At 54.8% G+C, this 18,329-nt stretch carries 16 protein-coding genes; 9 read left to right on the plus strand and 7 right to left on the minus strand.

All coding sequences use genetic code 11. The annotated features are described in order from the left end of the window. Positions 1-40 precede the first annotated feature (40 nt). Entirely contained in the window at positions 41-2,461 is a 2,421-nt protein-coding gene (locus tag FYZ48_RS16445; protein ID WP_149342245.1) for a fatty acid cis/trans isomerase, read from the minus strand. A 651-nt stretch (positions 2,462-3,112) separates the two neighbouring features. Here FYZ48_RS16445 and FYZ48_RS16450 point away from each other — a divergent pair. Next, a complete protein-coding gene (locus FYZ48_RS16450; RefSeq protein ID WP_145041547.1) occupies positions 3,113-4,585 on the plus strand; it encodes an aldehyde dehydrogenase family protein in 1,473 nt (490 codons plus the stop codon). Between the two features lie 354 nt (positions 4,586-4,939). Continuing rightward, positions 4,940-6,316 (plus strand): sialidase family protein, encoded by a 1,377-nt coding sequence (locus tag FYZ48_RS16455; RefSeq protein WP_149342247.1) that lies wholly within the window; start codon positions 4,940-4,942, stop codon positions 6,314-6,316. Positions 6,317-6,544: 228 nt separating this feature from the next. Here the strand turns inward: FYZ48_RS16455 and FYZ48_RS16460 are convergent, their stop codons facing one another. Continuing rightward, the gene (locus tag FYZ48_RS16460; RefSeq protein WP_149342249.1) at positions 6,545-6,817 is read right to left on the minus strand and encodes a hypothetical protein; all 273 of its coding nucleotides are present in this window, start codon (positions 6,815-6,817) and stop codon (positions 6,545-6,547) included. Positions 6,818-7,143: 326 nt separating this feature from the next. Between FYZ48_RS16460 and FYZ48_RS16465 the strand changes: the two genes are divergently transcribed. From FYZ48_RS16465 to FYZ48_RS16490, 6 genes are all read left to right on the plus strand, one after another. Continuing rightward, entirely contained in the window at positions 7,144-8,028 is an 885-nt protein-coding gene (locus FYZ48_RS16465; RefSeq protein WP_149342251.1) for an RNA polymerase sigma factor, read from the plus strand. A gap of 90 nt (positions 8,029-8,118) precedes the next feature. Then, positions 8,119-8,874, plus strand: a complete 756-nt coding sequence (locus tag FYZ48_RS16470) for an SDR family NAD(P)-dependent oxidoreductase (RefSeq protein ID WP_149342254.1) — start codon at positions 8,119-8,121, stop codon at positions 8,872-8,874. Between the two features lie 65 nt (positions 8,875-8,939). Then, a complete protein-coding gene (locus FYZ48_RS16475; RefSeq protein WP_149342256.1) occupies positions 8,940-9,422 on the plus strand; it encodes a TIGR03067 domain-containing protein in 483 nt (160 codons plus the stop codon). 293 nt (positions 9,423-9,715) lie between these two features. After that, positions 9,716-9,994 (plus strand): hypothetical protein, encoded by a 279-nt coding sequence (locus FYZ48_RS16480; RefSeq protein WP_149342258.1) that lies wholly within the window; start codon positions 9,716-9,718, stop codon positions 9,992-9,994. A 191-nt stretch (positions 9,995-10,185) separates the two neighbouring features. Further along, a complete protein-coding gene (locus tag FYZ48_RS16485; protein WP_149342260.1) occupies positions 10,186-10,524 on the plus strand; it encodes a four-helix bundle copper-binding protein in 339 nt (112 codons plus the stop codon). Between the two features lie 464 nt (positions 10,525-10,988). Continuing rightward, a complete protein-coding gene (locus FYZ48_RS16490) occupies positions 10,989-11,333 on the plus strand; it encodes a hypothetical protein (protein ID WP_149342262.1) in 345 nt (114 codons plus the stop codon). A gap of 76 nt (positions 11,334-11,409) precedes the next feature. Here FYZ48_RS16490 and FYZ48_RS16495 read toward each other — a convergent pair whose 3' ends face one another. Beyond that, positions 11,410-11,802 carry a hypothetical protein gene (locus tag FYZ48_RS16495; RefSeq protein WP_149342264.1) on the minus strand — a complete coding sequence of 131 codons (393 nt, stop codon included), beginning with the start codon at positions 11,800-11,802 and terminating at the stop codon, positions 11,410-11,412. 730 nt (positions 11,803-12,532) lie between these two features. On the opposite strand from FYZ48_RS16495, the gene FYZ48_RS16500 reads away from it, so the two are divergent. Beyond that, positions 12,533-13,525: a S1/P1 nuclease gene (locus FYZ48_RS16500; RefSeq protein WP_187782060.1), complete on the plus strand. Its 993-nt coding sequence runs from the start codon at positions 12,533-12,535 to the stop codon at positions 13,523-13,525. A 35-nt stretch (positions 13,526-13,560) separates the two neighbouring features. On the opposite strand, the gene FYZ48_RS16505 is transcribed toward FYZ48_RS16500, so the two are convergent. From FYZ48_RS16505 to FYZ48_RS16520, 4 genes are all read right to left on the minus strand, one after another. Beyond that, entirely contained in the window at positions 13,561-13,929 is a 369-nt protein-coding gene (locus tag FYZ48_RS16505) for a hypothetical protein (RefSeq protein ID WP_149342269.1), read from the minus strand. Positions 13,930-13,979: 50 nt separating this feature from the next. Beyond that, the gene (locus FYZ48_RS16510; protein ID WP_149342271.1) at positions 13,980-14,315 is read right to left on the minus strand and encodes a hypothetical protein; all 336 of its coding nucleotides are present in this window, start codon (positions 14,313-14,315) and stop codon (positions 13,980-13,982) included. Positions 14,316-14,488: 173 nt separating this feature from the next. Further along, complete coding sequence (gene eutB / locus FYZ48_RS16515; RefSeq protein ID WP_149342429.1) at positions 14,489-16,765, minus strand: ethanolamine ammonia-lyase subunit EutB; 2,277 nt, start codon at positions 16,763-16,765, stop codon at positions 14,489-14,491. A 144-nt stretch (positions 16,766-16,909) separates the two neighbouring features. After that, on the minus strand, positions 16,910-18,328 hold the full coding sequence (locus FYZ48_RS16520) for a DUF1501 domain-containing protein (RefSeq protein WP_149342273.1): 1,419 nt from the start codon (positions 18,326-18,328) through the stop codon (positions 16,910-16,912). Position 18,329 lies beyond the last annotated feature (1 nt).

Below are 18,329 nucleotides of genomic sequence, written 5' to 3' on the forward strand. Positions count from 1 at the left end.
AACAGGTGGTAGAATCAGACATGAATTGCTGCCGGCGCCCTTAGTATCTGGAGTCGAGCAGCATGTAGTATTTGAGGTCGAAGTAGCCGGCGTCGGGCTGGCGGTTCTGGAAATTCCAGTCGGTCAGCCAGTCAAGCAGGGGCCAGAAAGCGGCCGTGTTGCGGAGGGTACCGTATTTGTTTTTCCAGGCGGTCCATTCCTCAGTTGTACTGACAGCATTGAGTTCCGCGAGACACGCGGAGGCGTCTTCGATTTTCAGATCGATGATCAGATTGGGAAAGTCTCCCACGAGACCGTGGTAGGCGCTCATGGTATCCAGTTCGGGTTGCCGGGCGCCGTTTTCGTCAAAGACGACGTTATTAAACGCGTACGAACGGTTAGCGACCAGCGAGTAGACGCGGTGCTCTTCCCCTTTGGTCAGGCGGATGAAAGTGTTACTGGGTAAAAACGGTGTGAACTTGAGTTGCGTGCGCATCGTGAGGGTGGAGAGCGCGGCCTCCCAGCCGTCGAAGTCGTTCACGGGGTCAGTCAGTTTGACGTCCGGTTTGTTTCCGGTATTGAGCAGATCGCGCGGACCGCTGACCGCTTCTGTGAACTGGCGTTGAATCTGGCTGAGCACACCGGAAATGGGGTCGGTCCCTTCTACTTCGAGCCCCTCGCCCACATTTTCTCCTGGAAATGGCATGCGGAAGAGGAGTTCCTGTCCGATGCCGCGGGTCCAGAGGTCGCGGTATTTCTTCCGCGCGTCGACCGGCAGCAGACGGAGAAAGTTGTCTTCGAATTCCTGCCGGAGTCGGCTCATGAATTCCCAGGTATCGAGCTTCTGTGCGACGCTGCCGTAGTATTCGTAGTTAACGACCAGGGAGTAGTACAACCGTTCGAAGCCGCTGTAGTCGATCAGCCAGAAGGTGGGCGGAATGCCCCCCTGTCGTCCGCGGAGGACGGTCGCATTGGTTTCATTGCGGAGAATGGTGAGCCAGGCGTTCGAGTTCTGCTGATTCCCGTCCCAGACATCGTTGATCTCATAACCAGTCGGCTTGTATTGATCGAGGACCTTGAAATAAGCGTCGTTGTAGACGGCGTTCCCTTCGAGGCCGTAGTCCATGAAGTCTTCCCAGGACTGCAGACCAAGTTCCGGCTTGAGGACGGAGGGATCGTGTGCGGGGTCGACAAAGAAGACCCAGAAATTGTCTTTGATGGCGTAGGTTGCCAGGTTTCCGACACAGACCGGGCCGCGAATCATGCCGCTGACGATCAGGTGTGAATTCTCCACGAGAAACTGCGCCCGCGACCGGGCGGGGATGGCCTGGAAGACTTCAAAGGGGTTGTGGCTGCTGTAGCCGGGCTCCAGGCTTTTCCCGGCGACCGGTTCGATCTGGAAGAATAGCTCATCGAGGTGTTTCAGTTTGTCGTCGCTGAGCTGCCAGACGAAGAGTGACTTCTGAACCCGCGATTCGGTCACTTTTTTCAGGCGGTAATAGAGTTTGTCGACGCCCGGGAGGTACGGATTATTATAGGGTCGGGCCGTCTTGATTTCGTGGACCGGACTGGCGGTGACCACCTGCTTGCCGTCTGCAGCGGTTTTGACCTGGATCGGCGGTGTGGTGGAGCGAACGAGGCGAAAGTATTCACCCGGCGATTCCTCGAAATGCAGCGTCGCGAGAAATGCATGCTCAAAGATGAAGCGGCTGACCAGAGGAGAGAGTGGTACATCCTGATTGAGATAGGCTTCCCAGCGGGCGACGACTTCCGGCTGTTTCAGTTGCTGGACCTGGGCCATGACCTCGGCTGTGGGGCCGGGGGAGCCGGCGGAGATCCATTCTGAAAAGAGCTGATTCTCGTCCGCAGTCAGGGCGGGCATTCCGAAGGGCATCCCCGCGGTGGGGCGTTGTTTCAGATAGGCGTCGATGCCCTGCTCGCAGGGACAAAGGTGTTTGTTGACGGACTGGTAGATCGGTTCGAGTGGCTGCAGTTCGAAGGGGGGCTGGTTATGTTCGGTGCCCGCAACCAGCATGCGGAAAAGGATGCTCTTCGCAGGTCGTTCTTCGGGAGGCCCCTGCTGTTCGACGACACTGCAGAAGCCCTGCTCCCGCCAGGCAGCCACGGAAGGCTGGTCGAACAGCCGGACCGGTTTTTCCGCGAACAGGTGCGTTGCATCGGGATTGACTTTACGGGCACCGCGGAGCAGTCCTTCGTAACAGGTAAGCTTGAGCAGGCAGGGTGAGTCGAGACAGCCATGACAGACGATGCAGCGACGGTTGAAGATCGGTTGTATTTTGTCGAGATAGTAACTACCGGCGAGCTCGGAGCCGGTGGTCTCCGGATACGTGGTGGGCTCTAGAACGAAAGGTTGCCAGTCAGCCTGTTCGCTTGCCTGATGCCAGACAATGCCTCCGACAATCGCTCCGGCGGCCAGAAGAAAGAGCAGACCCCCAGCCGAATAGCGAACCCTGTTCTTCAATGCTCTATCCTCGCTTCATCTTGAAATAGATTTCCGGTTCATGAATTCTTTTTATTCGGCCCAAAATTGAAGATAGGCGTGGGGAAATTAGGTGTCAAGGCACGGGTGTGGGTTAAGTTACGCCTGATGTCGTGTCAGGATGCTCGCTCTCTGTTGTCTGAGTGCCCTGAGACTTCCTGCTCGCTCTGCTCGGCACGGATTTTATTCGGGCTCACCCTTGGTTTTTTCTGAACCTTTGCCTTCCTAGTTTGAACTATAATTGTACTTCGCCAGGCGGGCGGGCACTCAGGCACGGCCCCTACTTTAATCTCAATTGGGTGCCGTCTATTGTTCTGTATGGTTTCGGCTTGTTATGATGGGGTAGTCCCCTGGGATGGCATCGGCGCTGGTTGTGAAAGTGCAGCGTCGATTTGCCAAGCGCCTCGTTTGTTGATTGTTGCCTTCTGTTTTAAAATTGATCTGGTCATACCGCGCAGCGGGAATTCCGGGTTGCTCGCCCTGCCCCGCCTGTCAGGACTTACCAGCCAGGAAGATTGTTTCCTGCCTGGAGTCGATGCAGCTTGCGGTTTCTTTTTTGAACCAGCCCCTGCAGATTGTCACTCTCGACGAACGACTTAAAGAATTGATTACTAAAGTTAAGGAACAGAGAGTATGCCAGCCTGGCCAGAAAAAATGTTTATTGATGGAAAATGGGTCGACGGTCATTCCAGCACGAGTTGGACAATTACCAACCCGGCGACACGGGAACCGCTGGCGGAGATTGCCATGGCGGATGCGAGCGACGTCGATCTGGCTGTGACTGCCGCCCGCCGTGCGTTTGACGAAGGCGAATGGCGGCGGATGGATGGTCTGGAGCGTGGGCGACTGCTGTTCAAGCTGGCCGAACGGGTGCGGGAATCTGCGGAAGACCTGGCGATGACCGATACGCTCAATATCGGCAAACCGATTCGCGATACACTGGGGTTCGATATCCCCTGTGGTGCGGACATGCTGGAAAGCTACGCCGGCCTGCCGGACAAAATTGCCGGCCACTCATACGGCGGTCTGGCCGACAACGTGACCATGCAGTTTCGTGAACCGATGGGTGTGATCGCGGCGATTGTCCCCTGGAATTATCCGTTGACCAACGCGGCGATCAAGCTGGCCCCGATTCTCGCTTGTGGCAACACGGTGGTGCTGAAGCCCTCTGAAGTCTCTCCCCTGTCGGCGTTGATGCTGGCGAAGCTGGCGGAAGAAGTCGGTTTTCCTCCCGGCGTGATCAACGTGATTCACGGAACGGGTGCGGAAGCGGGTGCTGCTCTCGTAAAACATCCCGGGATCAACAAAATCGCTTTCACGGGTCGACACGAAACCGGTGCCCAGCTGATGGAAGCTGCTAAAGAGGGCATGAAAGGGGTGCTGCTCGAACTGGGTGGTAAGACGCCGAGCGTGGTCTTCCCGGATGCTCCGCTGGATCATGTTGTGAACGGCGTCATCACCGGGATTTTCTGTCACCTGGGGCAGATCTGCGTAGCCGGTTCCCGTCTGCTGGTGCATGAGAGCCAGCACGATGAACTGCTGGAGCGGATCATCGCCAAAGCCCAGAGCCTGCGGCAGGGAGATCCGACCGATCCGGAAATGCACCTGGGTTGTCTGGCGACGCCGACGCATTGCGACTTCGTACGCAGCCGCGTCGAACAGGCGAAACAGGAAGGGGCCCGCATGGTTTTGTCGGGTGAGATTTCAGATGATCCGCTGGACTGCTTCTTCCCGCCCACCATTTTCGACCAGGTCTCCCCGGACATGGCTGTGGCGAAGGAAGAAGTCTTCGGTCCGGTCTTAAGCGTGATGACCTTCAAGACCGAGGAAGAAGCGATTCGGATTGCCAACGATTCGGATTTCGGTCTGATGGCAAATATCTGGTCGACCGACGGCACACGGGCTTTACGGGTCGCACGCGAATTGCAGGCCGGCCGGATCTCCATCAATGGTGGCGGCTACCTGCGACCGAACGTGCCGATCTATGGATACAAAAAGAGTGGGTTCGGCGCGGAGCTGGGCTTCATCGAAGCGGCACATGAACTCTGCAATTCCAAATCGGTGATTTACTCCCTGGCGACTGAGAAATCTCCGTGGCCTGAGTAAACGAACTTCTCTCTGAGAATGTAAGAGGGCAGGATGCACATAGTTTGTGTCCTGCCCTTTTTTCGTCTGCTTCCCTGTAGATGTCCCCCATTCTCAGGATGATCGTTTTCTCTGTCAGTTTCCTGCTCGCTGCGCTCGGCCCGAATTTTATTCGGGCCCACCCGCTGAATCGAGTTCTAGAGCTGATAGGCACTGTCGGGCAAGCCGACAGATGGCACCCGATAAGCGTTTATTAAATCGTAGACTGGCTTGTGACTGTAGGCGCTCCCCATTCTGCATTAGTTGTTTGTGCCCTGGTGTGCGTGTAGGATGTGGGCTGATTCCGTTTCGAGTTAACCAGAATAGAGAACCCCTATGCGCTTCATCTTCCGCTCTTACTTATTCCTGATTGCCTGCACGAGCTACACAGCCGCCCAGGAGAAAACAGAGTCTCCGATCAAACTGACGATGGGGGAACCGCATGTGATTGTGCGGGGGATTCGGCCCGAAGAGCAGCTCTGGGGGCCGTATCAGTTTCCGCGGCCCTATCGATTGAAAGACCGGTATGTGGTTTCCGTGCATGTGAAAAATGACGACATCAGTAACTACGGCTCCACGGCACTCTGGTTTGAAAGCCGCGACAAGGGCAAAACCTGGCAAGAGGTTGATGCATCGGTGGCGCAGGAGTGTGGTCTGCTGCTGGCGAACGGGGATCGGGTTTATCTGCCGCCGGAATCTGGTGTGGATGTAAGCGAGTACAAGCAGATCCCCTGGAACAAATACACGCCCGCCTATGATTTTTCAAAGCAGGCAGAGGAAGGGACGCTGCCGATCCCGGACGGGATGACCTTCTGGATGGGGGGCACGACGATCAATGCCTTTAACGCAGATCGCCTGCCGCCAAGTCTGTCTAAAAAGGAATGGACGCTGTATCGCATCCCCGCGGGTCAGACACAGCCGGTGCTGGAGCAGGCCGGGGTGGACTGGCCTTATCTGACGCGGGTGGTTCATGTCAGCCGTAGCGGGAAGAAGGTGTTGAAGTCGATCTTTCCGCGGGGGAATCCGAAGCTGGGTCCCGACGGGGCGATCTGGGTGAGCGTGTTTTCGGGAGAGGGGCATCTGAATCCGGAAAACGGCCAATACAGCCCGTACTACTCGGCGGAGCTCTTTCGTTCCGAGGACAATGGAAAGACGTTCCAGCGGCGCTCGCATCTGGAATATGAAGCCAACGGTCACGAGTTCCCCTATAAAAGTGGCGGTTTCAGCGACAGTGACTTTGAATTCATGCCGGACGGCTCGATTGTCTGGTTCCTGCGGTCAACCTGGTATTCTTCGACCGGCAAGGAATGGGACCCGATGTATATGACGCGTTCGACCGACATGGGACGGACCTGGTCGAAACCGGTCAAGTTCGACCGGGTTGGTATTCTGCCGCGATTGTGTCGAATGGAGAATGGCGTGACGCTTCTCTGCTATGCCCGTCCCGGAACATTCGTGCGAGCCGCGCTCAATGACAGTGGAACGAAGTGGACCGAACCTTTGGTGGTGATGACGCCCGGAGATCGCAGTGGACTGGCTAACAAGCCGGTGGCGGAGCCGACCTTTCACGACTGGGACGGTTCCTGTAATAACCCGGAGATCGTCCCCCTGGATGAGAACAGTGCCCTGCTCTTCTACAGCGATTTTTATTATCCGGATGAGAACGGTGTGAAACGCAAGACGATTTTGTGTCGGAAGATTACGGTGGAGTGAGCGGTTAGCTGAATCGTATAGTTAATACCAGCATCGAAAGACAAACCAGTAGAGCTCGCTGATGCGACATTTTCTCTGGGATGATAGTCTTCTCTGTCAGTTTCCTGCTCGCTGCGCTCGGCCCGAATTACATTCGGGCCTACCCTGAGACGTGCTTTCATTTCCCATTGGTGTGTTTCATTGCTGATGCTCCTCGCCAGGCGGGCGGACACGCAGGTACCGCCCCTACTATTCTATAAGCGCAGCTTCTTCACAAGTCGTGTCCTGCTTCTGTTGTCTGTGTTTTTCCGGTTTCGAAATGAAATAGGATAGCACTACGGATGTGGCAATCATGCCCAGCACTGACAGCACCAACTTCAGATACATGGGCCAGGGATAGATGGGGACGGTAAAAGCTTTTTCACTTGCGTCATAATATTTCAGATCAAAGGCCAGCAGCACTGCGAGCATGCCTTGTGGAATCACCAGCAATAACATCATCAGCATATTCTGTTTTTTCATCTTTTTATTCCTGACGGGAAACGGAATTCGGCTTCTGTGTGGCTGATGTATTTAGCGCTGTTATTGTTGGTTCCATTTTACCTGCCCACCTGAAATGAAAAAAGCACATTTCCATTTTCCCACATTATTTCCAGATTCGTGTAAGCTGCCGTCCCCTGTCATCAGACACTGATATCTAATTTCGTTTTGTATCCACGGGGGGCGATCTGGTAAAAAATATTGAAATCATTGAATTCCGTTGTCACAGTCATTCGTAGAATGTGTCTAATAGACGGGGACCTCTACGTAGAGGCCGAATCAATAGACCAGATCATGTGGATGAGACAATGTATAATCCCTTTTTAGAAGCGGATGACGATGCCCGGCAGGATATCGAACTGGTTGAGCGGGCCAGGAACGGAGACCGTGCTGCGCTGGAAGCCCTGATTCTCAGGCATCAGGCCTGGATTTACAATATCGCGGTACGGATGGTTTTCCAGCCTCATGATGCCGAAGAAGTCACGCAGGAAGTGCTGCTCAAAGCCATCACGCGGTTGAGCACCTTTGAGGGTAAAAGTCAGTTCCGCACCTGGCTCTATCGGATCACGGTCAATCATGTTCTGAATATGAAACGTCGTGGTGGTGAAACAGAGCCGCATACTTTTTCCAGTTATGCCGCCGCGATCAACAATATTCCCGACCTGGATCTCCCGGATCCCAAGACGGTGCCTGTGGAGATCCCCCTGCTGGTAGAAGAGGCGAAAATCGCCTGTATGACCGGCATGCTGCTCTGCCTGGATCGCCGACAGCGGTTGATTTTCACGCTGGGTGAAATCTTCGGCGTCAGCGACAGAGTGGGCAGCGAAATCATGGAGATGTCAGCCGACAGTTTTCGGCAGAATCTCTCCCGCGCCCGTCGGGACCTTTACCAGTTCATGCAGAACCAGTGTGGCCTGGTGAATGAAAAGAATCCCTGCCGTTGTTCGAAAAAGACAAAAGGGTTTATTAACGAGGGGCACGTCGATCCCGAACACCTGTTGTTTGTACCTGAGCATTTCGAACGGATCAATGAAGTCGCCTCCGGCACGGTACGCGAAATCGAAGATGCCGTCGACCGGCAATATGCGACTCTGCAGCGCAGCTATCCGTTTCTGCAGCCGGACAATCCGGCGCGGTGGCTGCAAGAGATTCTGGAACAACCGGGCATCCGCACGGCGTTGCATCTGAACTGATTTTTTTCACGATAACTGTCACAGTCGGCTCTCGCATGTGTCTCAGTGGTAGAACAGACTCTGTCACTTCCAGATACACAAGGAGCAAACATGTTGAAATTACAGGATCAGGTCGCCCTGGTGACCGGGGCTTCCAAAGGCATCGGGGCGGGAATCGCCCGGGAACTGGCGTCAGCAGGTGCGGTGGTCGTCGTCAATTATGCGACCGACCAGGCTGGTGCGGAAGCCGTGGTTGAGGAGATCATAAAATCGAAAGGGCGCGCCGTCGCGGTTCAGGGAGATGTGTCAAACGCGGCCGATGCAGCACGCTTATGCAAAGCGGCGCATGCGATTTCGGGGCGGCTCGATATTCTGGTGAATAACGCCGGCGTCTATCAGCCGATGCCACTGGAGGAACTGACTGAGGCGGAGTTCCAGCGCGAGTTTACCATTAACGTTCTCGGCCCCCTGCTGATGATTCGTGAATCGCTGCCGTACTTCAGTTCAGATGGAGGCAATATCATCAACATCGGATCCGGTGCATCCCGGATGTGTCCTCCCGGATTTGCGCTCTATTCCGCCAGCAAAAGTGCCGTCGATGCGATTACCGGCGTGCTGTCGAAAGAGCTCGCCGGTCGAAAGATTCGGGTCAACTCCGTCAATCCCGGAGCCACACTCAGCGAGGGAACGCAGGCAGCCGGGCTGTACGGCACAGGAGCCGATTTCGAGAAACAACTGGTGTCCATGACTCCCTTAAACCGAATCGGTACGCCGGAAGACATTGCCAGGGTGGTGGCGTTTCTCGCGTCGGATGATGCCCGCTGGCTGACCGGCGAGGTCATACTGGCATCGGGTGGATTGCGTTAAGCAGGAATGGCATGAGACATTTCCTGGAGAGAACTCTTTAACTCACATTAACAAGGATCAGACAGATGAAAACACTTATGGGATTGACCGTGTTGTCCGGTTTGCTGTCGATAGTAAACGTAAATAATCTGCAGGCAGAAGAAAAAATAAAACCAGAAGTCAGACAGGCTCTGCAGACGTTTGCCGGTACGTGGCAGATCAAGTCCGTAGAACCCAAAGGGGCCACGCAAGCTGCCAGGCGACTGGTATTCCGCAAGGATCTGACTTACGCAGCTCTGGACAAAAACGGAAAGGAACTCTGGTCGGGAACCTTCGATCTGGACCCGACCGCCAGCCCCGGGATCTGGGATCATCGTTCCTATGAGGCCCGGAAGAAAGGGGGCGATGCACTGGGGATCTATGAACTTGACGGCAACCAATTGAAGGTCTGTTGTGTTGTGGGAACGTGGAACAACAAACAATGGATGGGCAAACCGCGTCCTACGAAATTTCAATTACCGATGGCTGATGTCGTGCTGCTGCTGGAACGCGTCACGACGGCGCCTTAGTTTCAGGCTGGTTTCACTCTACAGAATGCTATCTCTTATTCGGTTGCTGCTGTCCGCCTGACAGCCTGCAACCGAATTCCCATTTCCCGATTTCCTGACCAGGCGAGCGTTTTGCAATCGGGACTGAGTTTTCGAAACAGACAGCAAGCAGGTGTCCGGGCTTTTCCTTTTGACTGACACTGTCTATCAGTATATGCTATTGGGGAGTTTTCCGATACTGCAGTGAGGGATGGTTATTGCGAAAGGACTTTGCGGGGATGTCGAAACGCCGGAAATCCAGGGTTTCCCAATGCATGGCAGGTACTGTCCTGTTTCTGCTGCTGGCTTATCTGTTAAGCGTCGGTCCTGTGCTTACCCTAACGGTCAGGTTTCAGGAATCGGGATACACGCCCCGCTCGATTTGTGAGATTCGCCCCTGGTGGTCTCATTTTGAATTGTGTGCAGGTCGGAAATACGAATACGCAGATCGCCTGGAGCGATTTTACTCTCCTTTAATCTGGTGTGCCGAGAATAACGACTTGTTTAAAAGTGGAACTGATCGCTACATCAGCCTATTCAATCGTGGAGATTGAATACTGCCTGTCGTCGGATCAAGTAATGTTTCACTCGGTCATTCTGTCGTAGAGCTCCGTGATTCGACACTGCCAGTTCTGATGAATGACTCCCGCAAACATCTCGGCACGTGGTTTGCTTTGGGATTGAGATTTGAGTTCACCGCCGGGGTGAACTTGTACCAGGTCCTGATTCAACTGGAGGAATTCTAATGACCCACGAAAAATATGCGTCTTGTATTGAAGCCTGTATCAAATGCGCCCAGGCCTGTGAACATTGTGCCGACTCCTGCCTGAGCGAGCAGAATGTCCAGAACATGGCTGAGTGCGTTCGTCTCGACCGGGACTGTGCTGAGCTCTGCTGGACGGCTGCGGCACTGATGAGTCGTGGCTCACAGTTCGTTGCGGGTATCTGCGGGCTCTGTGCTGAGGCTTGCGACGCTTGTGGAACGGAATGTGGACAGCACGAAGCCGAGCACTGTCAGAGCTGTGCTGAAGCATGCCGACAGTGTGCTGAGGAATGTCGTCAACTGGCGGGTGCCGCTGTTTAATTTTGGCTGGGAGAGAAGCGTTCCCTGGTCGCCGATTGACCAGGGTGCGCTCTACGCTGACAGCACGATTCGCAAACTCTCTTAAACCGTGTTTTATCCCACGTCGTAAATTGCGGGTGTCAGATTGTCTCCCGCAGGCGGCAGACTGACGTTCTTTGATTCTGTCTGTCTGAATCTACGATATTCAGGAAAAATGGCAACAATATTTCTTCGGGTGTCGATCATGGGAAACACATTTCAGGAGTGTGCCTTACGCGTTACTCTGTCTAATCGATCGAAGAAAAGATTGACAACCTGTTTCAATGGATTATGATCCGCTTGCGAGAAAGCACTAGCATGGCCTCCAGAAACAGCCCCGGCAGCAGGATATGCCGGGGCTGTTTCACTTTATCGTGTCAGAGTCCCTGAGGAATTATTTGAGAAGACTTCTAGAGCTTTCGGTGCCCTGCGGCTAGACTACGAGGATGAAACAGAATCTGCTGACGAATGAGAGGTTTTACCTGACGCTGGTGACGATCGCCGCGGTGATCCTGTTCGTCGTCAGCCTGACTGTGGAGACAAAGGCGTTACCGCCAGAAGCTTCACTGTTTTTTCCGGGGATCGCCCTGTTCTGTCTGGGTGAACTGCTCAATGGCCGGGGCGGCGCGGCAACCAGGAAAACGACGGCGGGCTGCCTGTTCAACCTGATCGGGTTCCTGCTGATTGTAAGTGGTGCCTGGCTGATGTTCTTTCCCTCACGCCCGATTGAGAAACCGCCCGAGGAGAGTGTGTCATGCCTGATAATTCGAGAAGGTACATACGGCAGATAATTTTAGCTGTCTGAGCGTTCTAACCTTCGGATTCCTGTCTGCGTCTCAACTGCAAACAGAGTTGCCTGCGAGAGCGTCATGGTTCGCTGTTTGAAATGGGAGGCTCTAATTCGAGTTCTATCAATCGAAACTCAGCCGGATCGATCTGAATCGGTACGGGATTGATAAAAATCATGGGTTTCCGATCAGGGATGATTATCTGGGGCTCCACGTTTTCCAGGTCTTTGATGACCTCAAAAATCTGATCGGGATCGATCTCCTCCCAGTCTGCGTCCCAGGGATCATTGGGTAAACCATGCAGATCAACGATGTCAGGAATCATGTCGAAGGTCAGCCCCGCAGGTTCGCCCGTTGGTAACGGCATGACGTGGGGAACCGGTACGAACTGGGAAGCTGGCGGATCGTCATTTCGTACGTGACCGGGTCCGGCGGAGCAGAGTAACAGATTTATGATGATGAGTGTTTGCATACACGTTAGAGTTCTGCAGCGGTCGGGGAGTTCCCGAATTTTTATTTTTTTCCCGCCAGGCAGTGATCGATCTTCAGCTTGGTGGTTGTGGGACGATCCGTACAATTGGTGGATTGGTTTTTAAGAAGCATGCAGGATGTTTTTCTACCATTACCGGCGGTTAGCGCCTTGCCGCTCATTTATTCGAAGGTGTTTTCAAGTGGGTACTGATTTTGTGGAAGGGCGTGGGGAGGTCAAGAGGATGTTGCGAAATTCTGCTGCTGAATCTGCTCTGATGTTCCCTGAGTTGTTGTTGAGATGTACTTCAAATGCCCTGAGTGTGCTGCGAAATGCTTTGAAAATGTACGAGACATGTGGCACTGGTTCTGAGTGTTCTGGTGAAAACCTTCAAAAATCGACGCCGATTCAGGTGCTGCTGACTCACTGGTGGAACAGGTTCCGGTGCACGCATCGTCCGCCTCGCGCGCGAAGCAGAATTTCACAAAATACGGATCGGGAACTGCGAATCAAGTTCAATTTATTCAGTGAGGTTCACCAGAGTGCACCGGTATAAAATACGAAGTAGTCAACACGCTGGTCTATTCGAATGAGGCCCCGATCAGAAATGGTGATTCTCATATATGAATTTTGTATAAACGTGGGAGTCGCTACCTTGTCTCGACAGAAACGATCCCGACAATTGAGGTCTGAATTTGACACTTCGACTGAACCTGAAAAACGAGACCTGACTGTGAAACGATTTGCGCTACTGACTGTATTTGTACTGTTCCTGACCGTAACAGTTCGACCGACCCAGGCCTGGAATTATGCGGGGCATCGGATCATCGCTGCGATCGCCTGGGATCAACTGACGCCGGAACGGCGGATGGAACTCGTGCAGTTGCTCAAACAGCATCCCCGGTTTGAGCAGGATTTTCAGTCGCGGATGCCTCAGATCATCAAGGATGCGACGCCGGAAATTCAGGCTCGCTGGCTGTTCATGCGGGCGGCGACCTGGCCGGATATTGCCCGGAGTTTCAAGGATGCGGACCGCGAGAAATATCATCATGGGACCTGGCATTACATCAACCAGCCAATTTACCTGGATGAAGCTTCAAAAAACGCGTTGAGTAAGCAGCTCTCGGCGAACGTGGCGACGTCGATCAAAGCGGGAGACGATGTGCTGGGGTTCAATATTATTCAGGCCCTGGAATATTGTGTGGCGCAACTGAAAGACCCGCGTGTGAGCCAGGCGGATAAAGCCGTCTACTTCTGCTGGGTGATGCACCTGGTGGGAGACAGTCATCAGCCGCTGCATTCTTCGGCCCTGTTCAGCCGACGTATGTTTCCTGAGGGAGACCGGGGAGGCAATGATATTCGAATTGCGAAATCGAATCTGCATTCCCAGTGGGACGGCCTGCTGGGGAACAGCTTCAAGGATTCGGAGATTGTCGGCCAGGCGGTGGGGATCGAACGGGACCCCGCGAATAAGCGGCTCGGCGAGAGCGCTGCCAGGGATTTGAATTATGTGACTTGGATCAACGAAAGTCACGAACTGGCTCGGGAGAAAGGATACAGCGAGGAAATACTGGAAGCAGCTCGCGTGAGTGAAGCTGAGGGTGGGAAGTTTCAGAAACTGTCTTCACTGCCTCAGAGTTATTATCGGCAGGCAGGTTCGATCGCGGTCAAGCGGGCGGCCCAGGCTGGCTGGCGACTGGCGGCAGTATTGGAGAGTATGAGGTGAAGTTGAGTGACCCAGAGCGACGGAATTCGCGATCTTCACTTATTCGGATTCAAATAGTGGAAGTAGAAGAAAACCAGCGACAGGAAAGATATCATCAGGAGCAGGTTAAGGCCTATCAAAACCAACAGGAGCGTGCGACGTTTCGGATAGGGACCATCTGGAATTTTTTTGGCATCAAGATCTGTCAGGCACCCACAATTGCGACAGCGATAGCCGCCCTGTTTCCACTGTTGAATGGTTTTTGAGACAGGATGTTGAAAGGGAAACAAAGGAGTCCCGCAGGACGGACAGCATTTCCCCTGGGCTTGTTTGATCTTATAGATAATATAAGCAATCAAAGGGGAGAGTAACATCAGCAGTATCAACAGTCTCAGGAGGATAAAAATAATTTCTCTTAAGAGCATCGTTAGTTTCTGTTCTTTCTTCGTGCGACATGTATCAGTGACATCGTTGATCAGTTACGGATCAGGAGCATCATTAGGGGAATACAGGTCAGCAGCAGGGAGATCACGATACAGAACACAAACAGGCCCAACCCAAGCAGTAAGGTTCTTTGTTCGGGGAGAGTACTGGCTGCGACCTGCCTGCCCTTGAGATCTGTTTCGCAACCACAGTTCGAACAGCGATACCCGCCGACAAGCCACTGACGCCGGGTCTTGGTGAAGGGAGACTGGATAACCGGCATGGGGCGGTGACAGGCGGGGCAGTTTTTACCACGTCCGAGGAGAAACAGGAATGCAAAGAAGAACAGAAAGGGGATGAGAGGTATCAGCGTTAAAGTGAAATCCATGGCTCATCTCCTGTGATTGTTCCCGTTTCCGTGTCTAATAAATACAGGCTCTTTAATGGAGTATAACGGACAGGCGTTTGAATTAGATCAGGGATTAATGCCTTAAATGTTCATATTTTTATTTTTAACAGCACAAAGGGATAATAAATCTTCATCGACTTGTTGAATTTGCATTATCCCAGATTCATCTGCTGCAGAATGCGGACGGTATCCCGGGCCGCTCTGGTCGGCTTGAGGGCGGTGGCGGCAATACCCGAGACGACGCGGGTGATGTTATGATCGACCTGGCCCGGCTGTCCCCAGACCGAACCCGGAGGCGAAGTCATGTAGACCGAGAAGGTATGATGGCCGGTCCCCGGACGTTCGCCGATGATATGCAGCAGGGCACGGTTGCCATCCAGTCCGCCGAACAGGGTTTCCCCGATGCGATAGCCTGCCCGGACGCGACCGGACTGCACGAGGATGTTCTGCTCCGCGGGATGAAAGCCGGCCGTTTTGAGCTGCGAGCGGAGTTCCTGCAGGAATGGTTCGAGCTGGTCTTCGTCCATAATCGAAAGGGCGTTCAAGCCGTCGGAGATGACGATCTGCACGTTGTACTTCGCGTCGTACTGCTGACGCAGCTGTTTGATGGCAGCCTGCGAGGCAGGCGCGAGCGCTTCGCCGGTGGCGGGGTGCAGAATATATTCGCTGCGGCTGGTCGACTGGGTTTTGATGGGTACCGAGGCGGGGAGCGTCGCGATGAAAGCGGGAGTCAGTTCGGCCCAGATGCTCTGTTTGGCATCGTGGTAGATGCGGTCGATCTGTTGTTGAAGACCGGGAGACAGTGCAGATGGTTTCTCGCCATAACCGGTCGCGAGGAAAACGCCCCGCGAACGGACGTCTGCCAGCTGGCGTCGGCCTTCGTCGAGAATGCGTTCCTCAGGACGACTGTCTCCTTTCTTACGGCGGTACTGCAGATAGACCCAGGTCGGATCGCCGAAATGTTTGGTCGGTTTTCCCTGCGCGTCGATCACGCCGAGCTGCTGGAAGAAGGCCCACATGGCGTCGTTGACGCGGTAGCCGAACTTTTCGCGGATGCGGACATGGTCCTGAAAACCGGTCGTCAGATATCCCAGCATCGGATCGATTTTTGTGGGGAGTGCCATCAGGTAGCCCGGGTTGGCGGGCATGATCTGTTCGAGACACCAGTCGAGGTCGTCGAGCGAGACATCCATGTGCAGGGTCGAGCAGACATCGAGGCCGATCATCAGACCGTGCAGTTTACCCATGACGATGTCTTCCAGGCAGCAGCGCACGAGCTGTTCCCGGGTGCGGAAGACTTCGGGACCGATGAAGCCTGCGACGTCGTTCAAATGGACCCAGGGGGCGGCTGTCTGGCCTGCCTGCATCTGTGCGAGGGCAACTTCGCGGGACAGCGCACGAGCGAAGCCATACTTCCGCGATTCGTGCAGGACCATGTCGAAGCCATGACTGTGCCCGTTGGTGAAGTCGGCCCCCTGCCCCGTTTCAAAATAGAGCGCATACTTGCCGGTACGGGAGCGGGCGTAGTCGCGCATTTTTTTGAGATCGATATCAAACGTCTGGTTGGCGGCGTCACAACCGGCGATGCTCTGGAACCAGAGGGCCGTACTTTCGGGCGAACGGCGTTCGACTTCGGCCTGGACGTCAATATGCGACAACACGCAGTGCGGGAGGACATCTGCGATGCCGAAGGTCTCGAGGATCTCACGAAGCTGCAGTTCGACCGCCTGCACCGATTCGGGTTCGCTGGAAACCGGATTGGTACCGAGAACGACGTCGCCGACCGCGTACGACCAGCCATCCAGAACCTGCCAGAAGATGTCGTCCAGATTGTCGGTCGGCGAGTTGGGTTGAATGCGGGCACCGAGATAGCCTTTCGCGCCGAGCTGGCTGCCGGGGAGCGGATTGAAGACTTTCGCGCCGACCGTAATCAACTCGTCGTTAGTCATGAGTTTGACGACGCAGCCGATGACATCGCTGGAGAGAGTGCCGGCGATCTGCTTGATTTTCGTTTCGCTGGCTTCGAGCAGCAGTTGTTTCAATTCGCCGAGCGTCAGGTTGACGGGACGCGTGTCGGCATCCACCAGATTCTGGTTGATGTAGCGGTTCAGGTCATCTTCGTAGATGGGATGTTTTTCCAGGTCAACAATCCGGGTGGCGGAAAGCAGCTGGCGGGCGTTGTGACGGGACTGTTCATCCACGGCAGCGACGCCGATGAACTGATCGCCTTCCTTGAATTCATTGGCGGCTCCGAGCAGTTGACGATAGAGCGTGGAATCGTGTTTGCCTTTGACCCGCTGAATATAGTCAAACAGCGTTTCACCTGCATTGACGTCAGGGATCGAGACGCCTGCTGCCGGGCTTTCAGCTGCGGGGAGGCGTCGAGCCTGGGACAAAGAAACGGTGAGCGCGAAGGGGGCTCCCAGCATAGCCTGTACGAAATCACGACGGTTCCACTGCACGGTAGTGTCCTTTCAAGTGAAGCCTGGAAGGGGGCTGACGGAGACTGCGCACTCTCGCCTTCGTCGATGATACCACCGCTAAAAAACAATTATCAAGCGGGAATGGCGATCTCAAGCCAGAATGTCTTGCACAACGTGACCATGCACGTCCGTCAGACGGCGATCGATGCCGGCGGTGCGGAAGGTGAGGCGGGTGTGGTCAATGCCCAGCAGATGCAGGATGGTCGCGTGCAGGTCGTAGCAGTAGGTTTTGTTTTCGGCGGTCTGGTAAGCGAGATCGTCACTTTTCCCGTAACTGGTACCCGCTTTGACGCCGGCACCGCCGAGCCAGGTGACGAAGGTCCCCCGGTTATGATCGCGGCCTTCGCTCCCCTGCGCAAAGGGCGTGCGTCCGAATTCGGTAGTCCAGATGACAAGGGTATCTTCCAACAGGCCGCGAGCTTTGAGATCGCGAAACAGCGCGGCGATCGGCTGGTCGGCACTGCGGGCGATGGCGGGGAGCTCGGTTTTAATGTTCCCATGATTGTCCCAGTTATTGACGGCGCCTTGAGGGCCACTCCAGACCTGAACAAAGCGGGTTCCGCGTTCCAGCAGACGGCGGGCGAGCAGTGCCCGTCTACCGAAATCTTCTGTTTCTTTCTGGTCCAGACCGTAGGCGGCGTGGGTCTCTTTGGTTTCACGGGAGAGATCAAAGGCTTCCGGGGCACTGAGCTGCATCTTCGCCGCCAGTTCCCCCGCTGCGATGCGGGCTTCGAGCCGGGAATCATCGGGACGCGTGGTCGCGTGTTGACGATTGAACTGCTGCAGCAGCGCGAAGGTGGCTTTGTCAGCTTTTCCCTGTGCGAACTGGTATTGCGAATCAGCGAAGAGATCGGGAATGGGTGTTTTACTGGTGGCGTTGACCAGCGTGCCCTGGTGTTTTGCGGGGAGGAATCCGCAGCTGAAGTTTCCCTTTTGATTGTAAGGCAGGCCACGCGTATCGGGAAGGACGACGAACGTGGGCAGATTGTCGGCCAGGTTCCCCAGCGCGTAGGAGATCCAGGCGCCCAGACAGGGAAAGCCGGGAAGCATGAAACCGGTATTCATCATGTAGCTGGCCGGACCGTGGACGTTGGTTTTGGTAGTCATTGCCATCAGAAAGGCGAGGTCATCGACAATCTGTGCCTGATGTGGAAAGACCGAGCTGACCCACTGTCCGCATTCGCCATGCTGCTTGAATTCAAAGGGGCTCTGCATCACGGCACCGACGGCTCCGGTGAAGCCTTCCGGTTTCTCTTTGGGGCCCAGTTTCTGGCCATGCAGTCGTTTGAGTTCTGGCTTATAGTCGAACGTGTCCATCGGGCTGGCGCCGCCGTTCATGAAGAGTTGAACAACGCGTTTCGCTTTGGCCGGATGGTGCAGGCCGCCATTCGAGTCTGGCGTGGAGGCTGCCTGCAGATCCTGTCCCAGCCACCAGGTGAGCGCAGCGGCTCCGAAGCTCCCGCCCGAGCGGGTCAGCAGTTCGCGTCTGGAGAGAGGTAGTTCCAGCATG

The organism is Gimesia chilikensis, assembly GCF_008329715.1.
Lineage (GTDB): Bacteria > Planctomycetota > Planctomycetia > Planctomycetales > Planctomycetaceae > Gimesia > Gimesia chilikensis.

What these genes read in the sequence shown, in the direction of transcription:
- FYZ48_RS16465 (WP_149342251.1), top strand. Translation starts at nt 7,144, where the DNA reads ATGTATAATCCCTTTTTAGAAGCGGATGACGATGCCCGGCAGGATATC.
- FYZ48_RS16470 (WP_149342254.1), top strand. Translation starts at nt 8,119, where the DNA reads ATGTTGAAATTACAGGATCAGGTCGCCCTGGTGACCGGGGCTTCCAAA.
- FYZ48_RS16505 (WP_149342269.1), bottom strand. Translation starts at nt 13,929, where the DNA reads ATGCTCTTAAGAGAAATTATTTTTATCCTCCTGAGACTGTTGATACTG.
- eutB (WP_149342429.1), bottom strand. Translation starts at nt 16,765, where the DNA reads ATGCTGGGAGCCCCCTTCGCGCTCACCGTTTCTTTGTCCCAGGCTCGA.
- FYZ48_RS16475 (WP_149342256.1), top strand. Translation starts at nt 8,940, where the DNA reads ATGAAAACACTTATGGGATTGACCGTGTTGTCCGGTTTGCTGTCGATA.
- FYZ48_RS16485 (WP_149342260.1), top strand. Translation starts at nt 10,186, where the DNA reads ATGACCCACGAAAAATATGCGTCTTGTATTGAAGCCTGTATCAAATGC.
- FYZ48_RS16450 (WP_145041547.1), top strand. Translation starts at nt 3,113, where the DNA reads ATGCCAGCCTGGCCAGAAAAAATGTTTATTGATGGAAAATGGGTCGAC.
- FYZ48_RS16520 (WP_149342273.1), bottom strand. Translation starts at nt 18,328, where the DNA reads ATGCTGGAACTACCTCTCTCCAGACGCGAACTGCTGACCCGCTCGGGC.
- FYZ48_RS16495 (WP_149342264.1), bottom strand. Translation starts at nt 11,802, where the DNA reads ATGCAAACACTCATCATCATAAATCTGTTACTCTGCTCCGCCGGACCC.
- FYZ48_RS16460 (WP_149342249.1), bottom strand. Translation starts at nt 6,817, where the DNA reads ATGAAAAAACAGAATATGCTGATGATGTTATTGCTGGTGATTCCACAA.
- FYZ48_RS16480 (WP_149342258.1), top strand. Translation starts at nt 9,716, where the DNA reads ATGGCAGGTACTGTCCTGTTTCTGCTGCTGGCTTATCTGTTAAGCGTC.
- FYZ48_RS16455 (WP_149342247.1), top strand. Translation starts at nt 4,940, where the DNA reads ATGCGCTTCATCTTCCGCTCTTACTTATTCCTGATTGCCTGCACGAGC.
- FYZ48_RS16510 (WP_149342271.1), bottom strand. Translation starts at nt 14,315, where the DNA reads ATGGATTTCACTTTAACGCTGATACCTCTCATCCCCTTTCTGTTCTTC.
- FYZ48_RS16490 (WP_149342262.1), top strand. Translation starts at nt 10,989, where the DNA reads ATGAAACAGAATCTGCTGACGAATGAGAGGTTTTACCTGACGCTGGTG.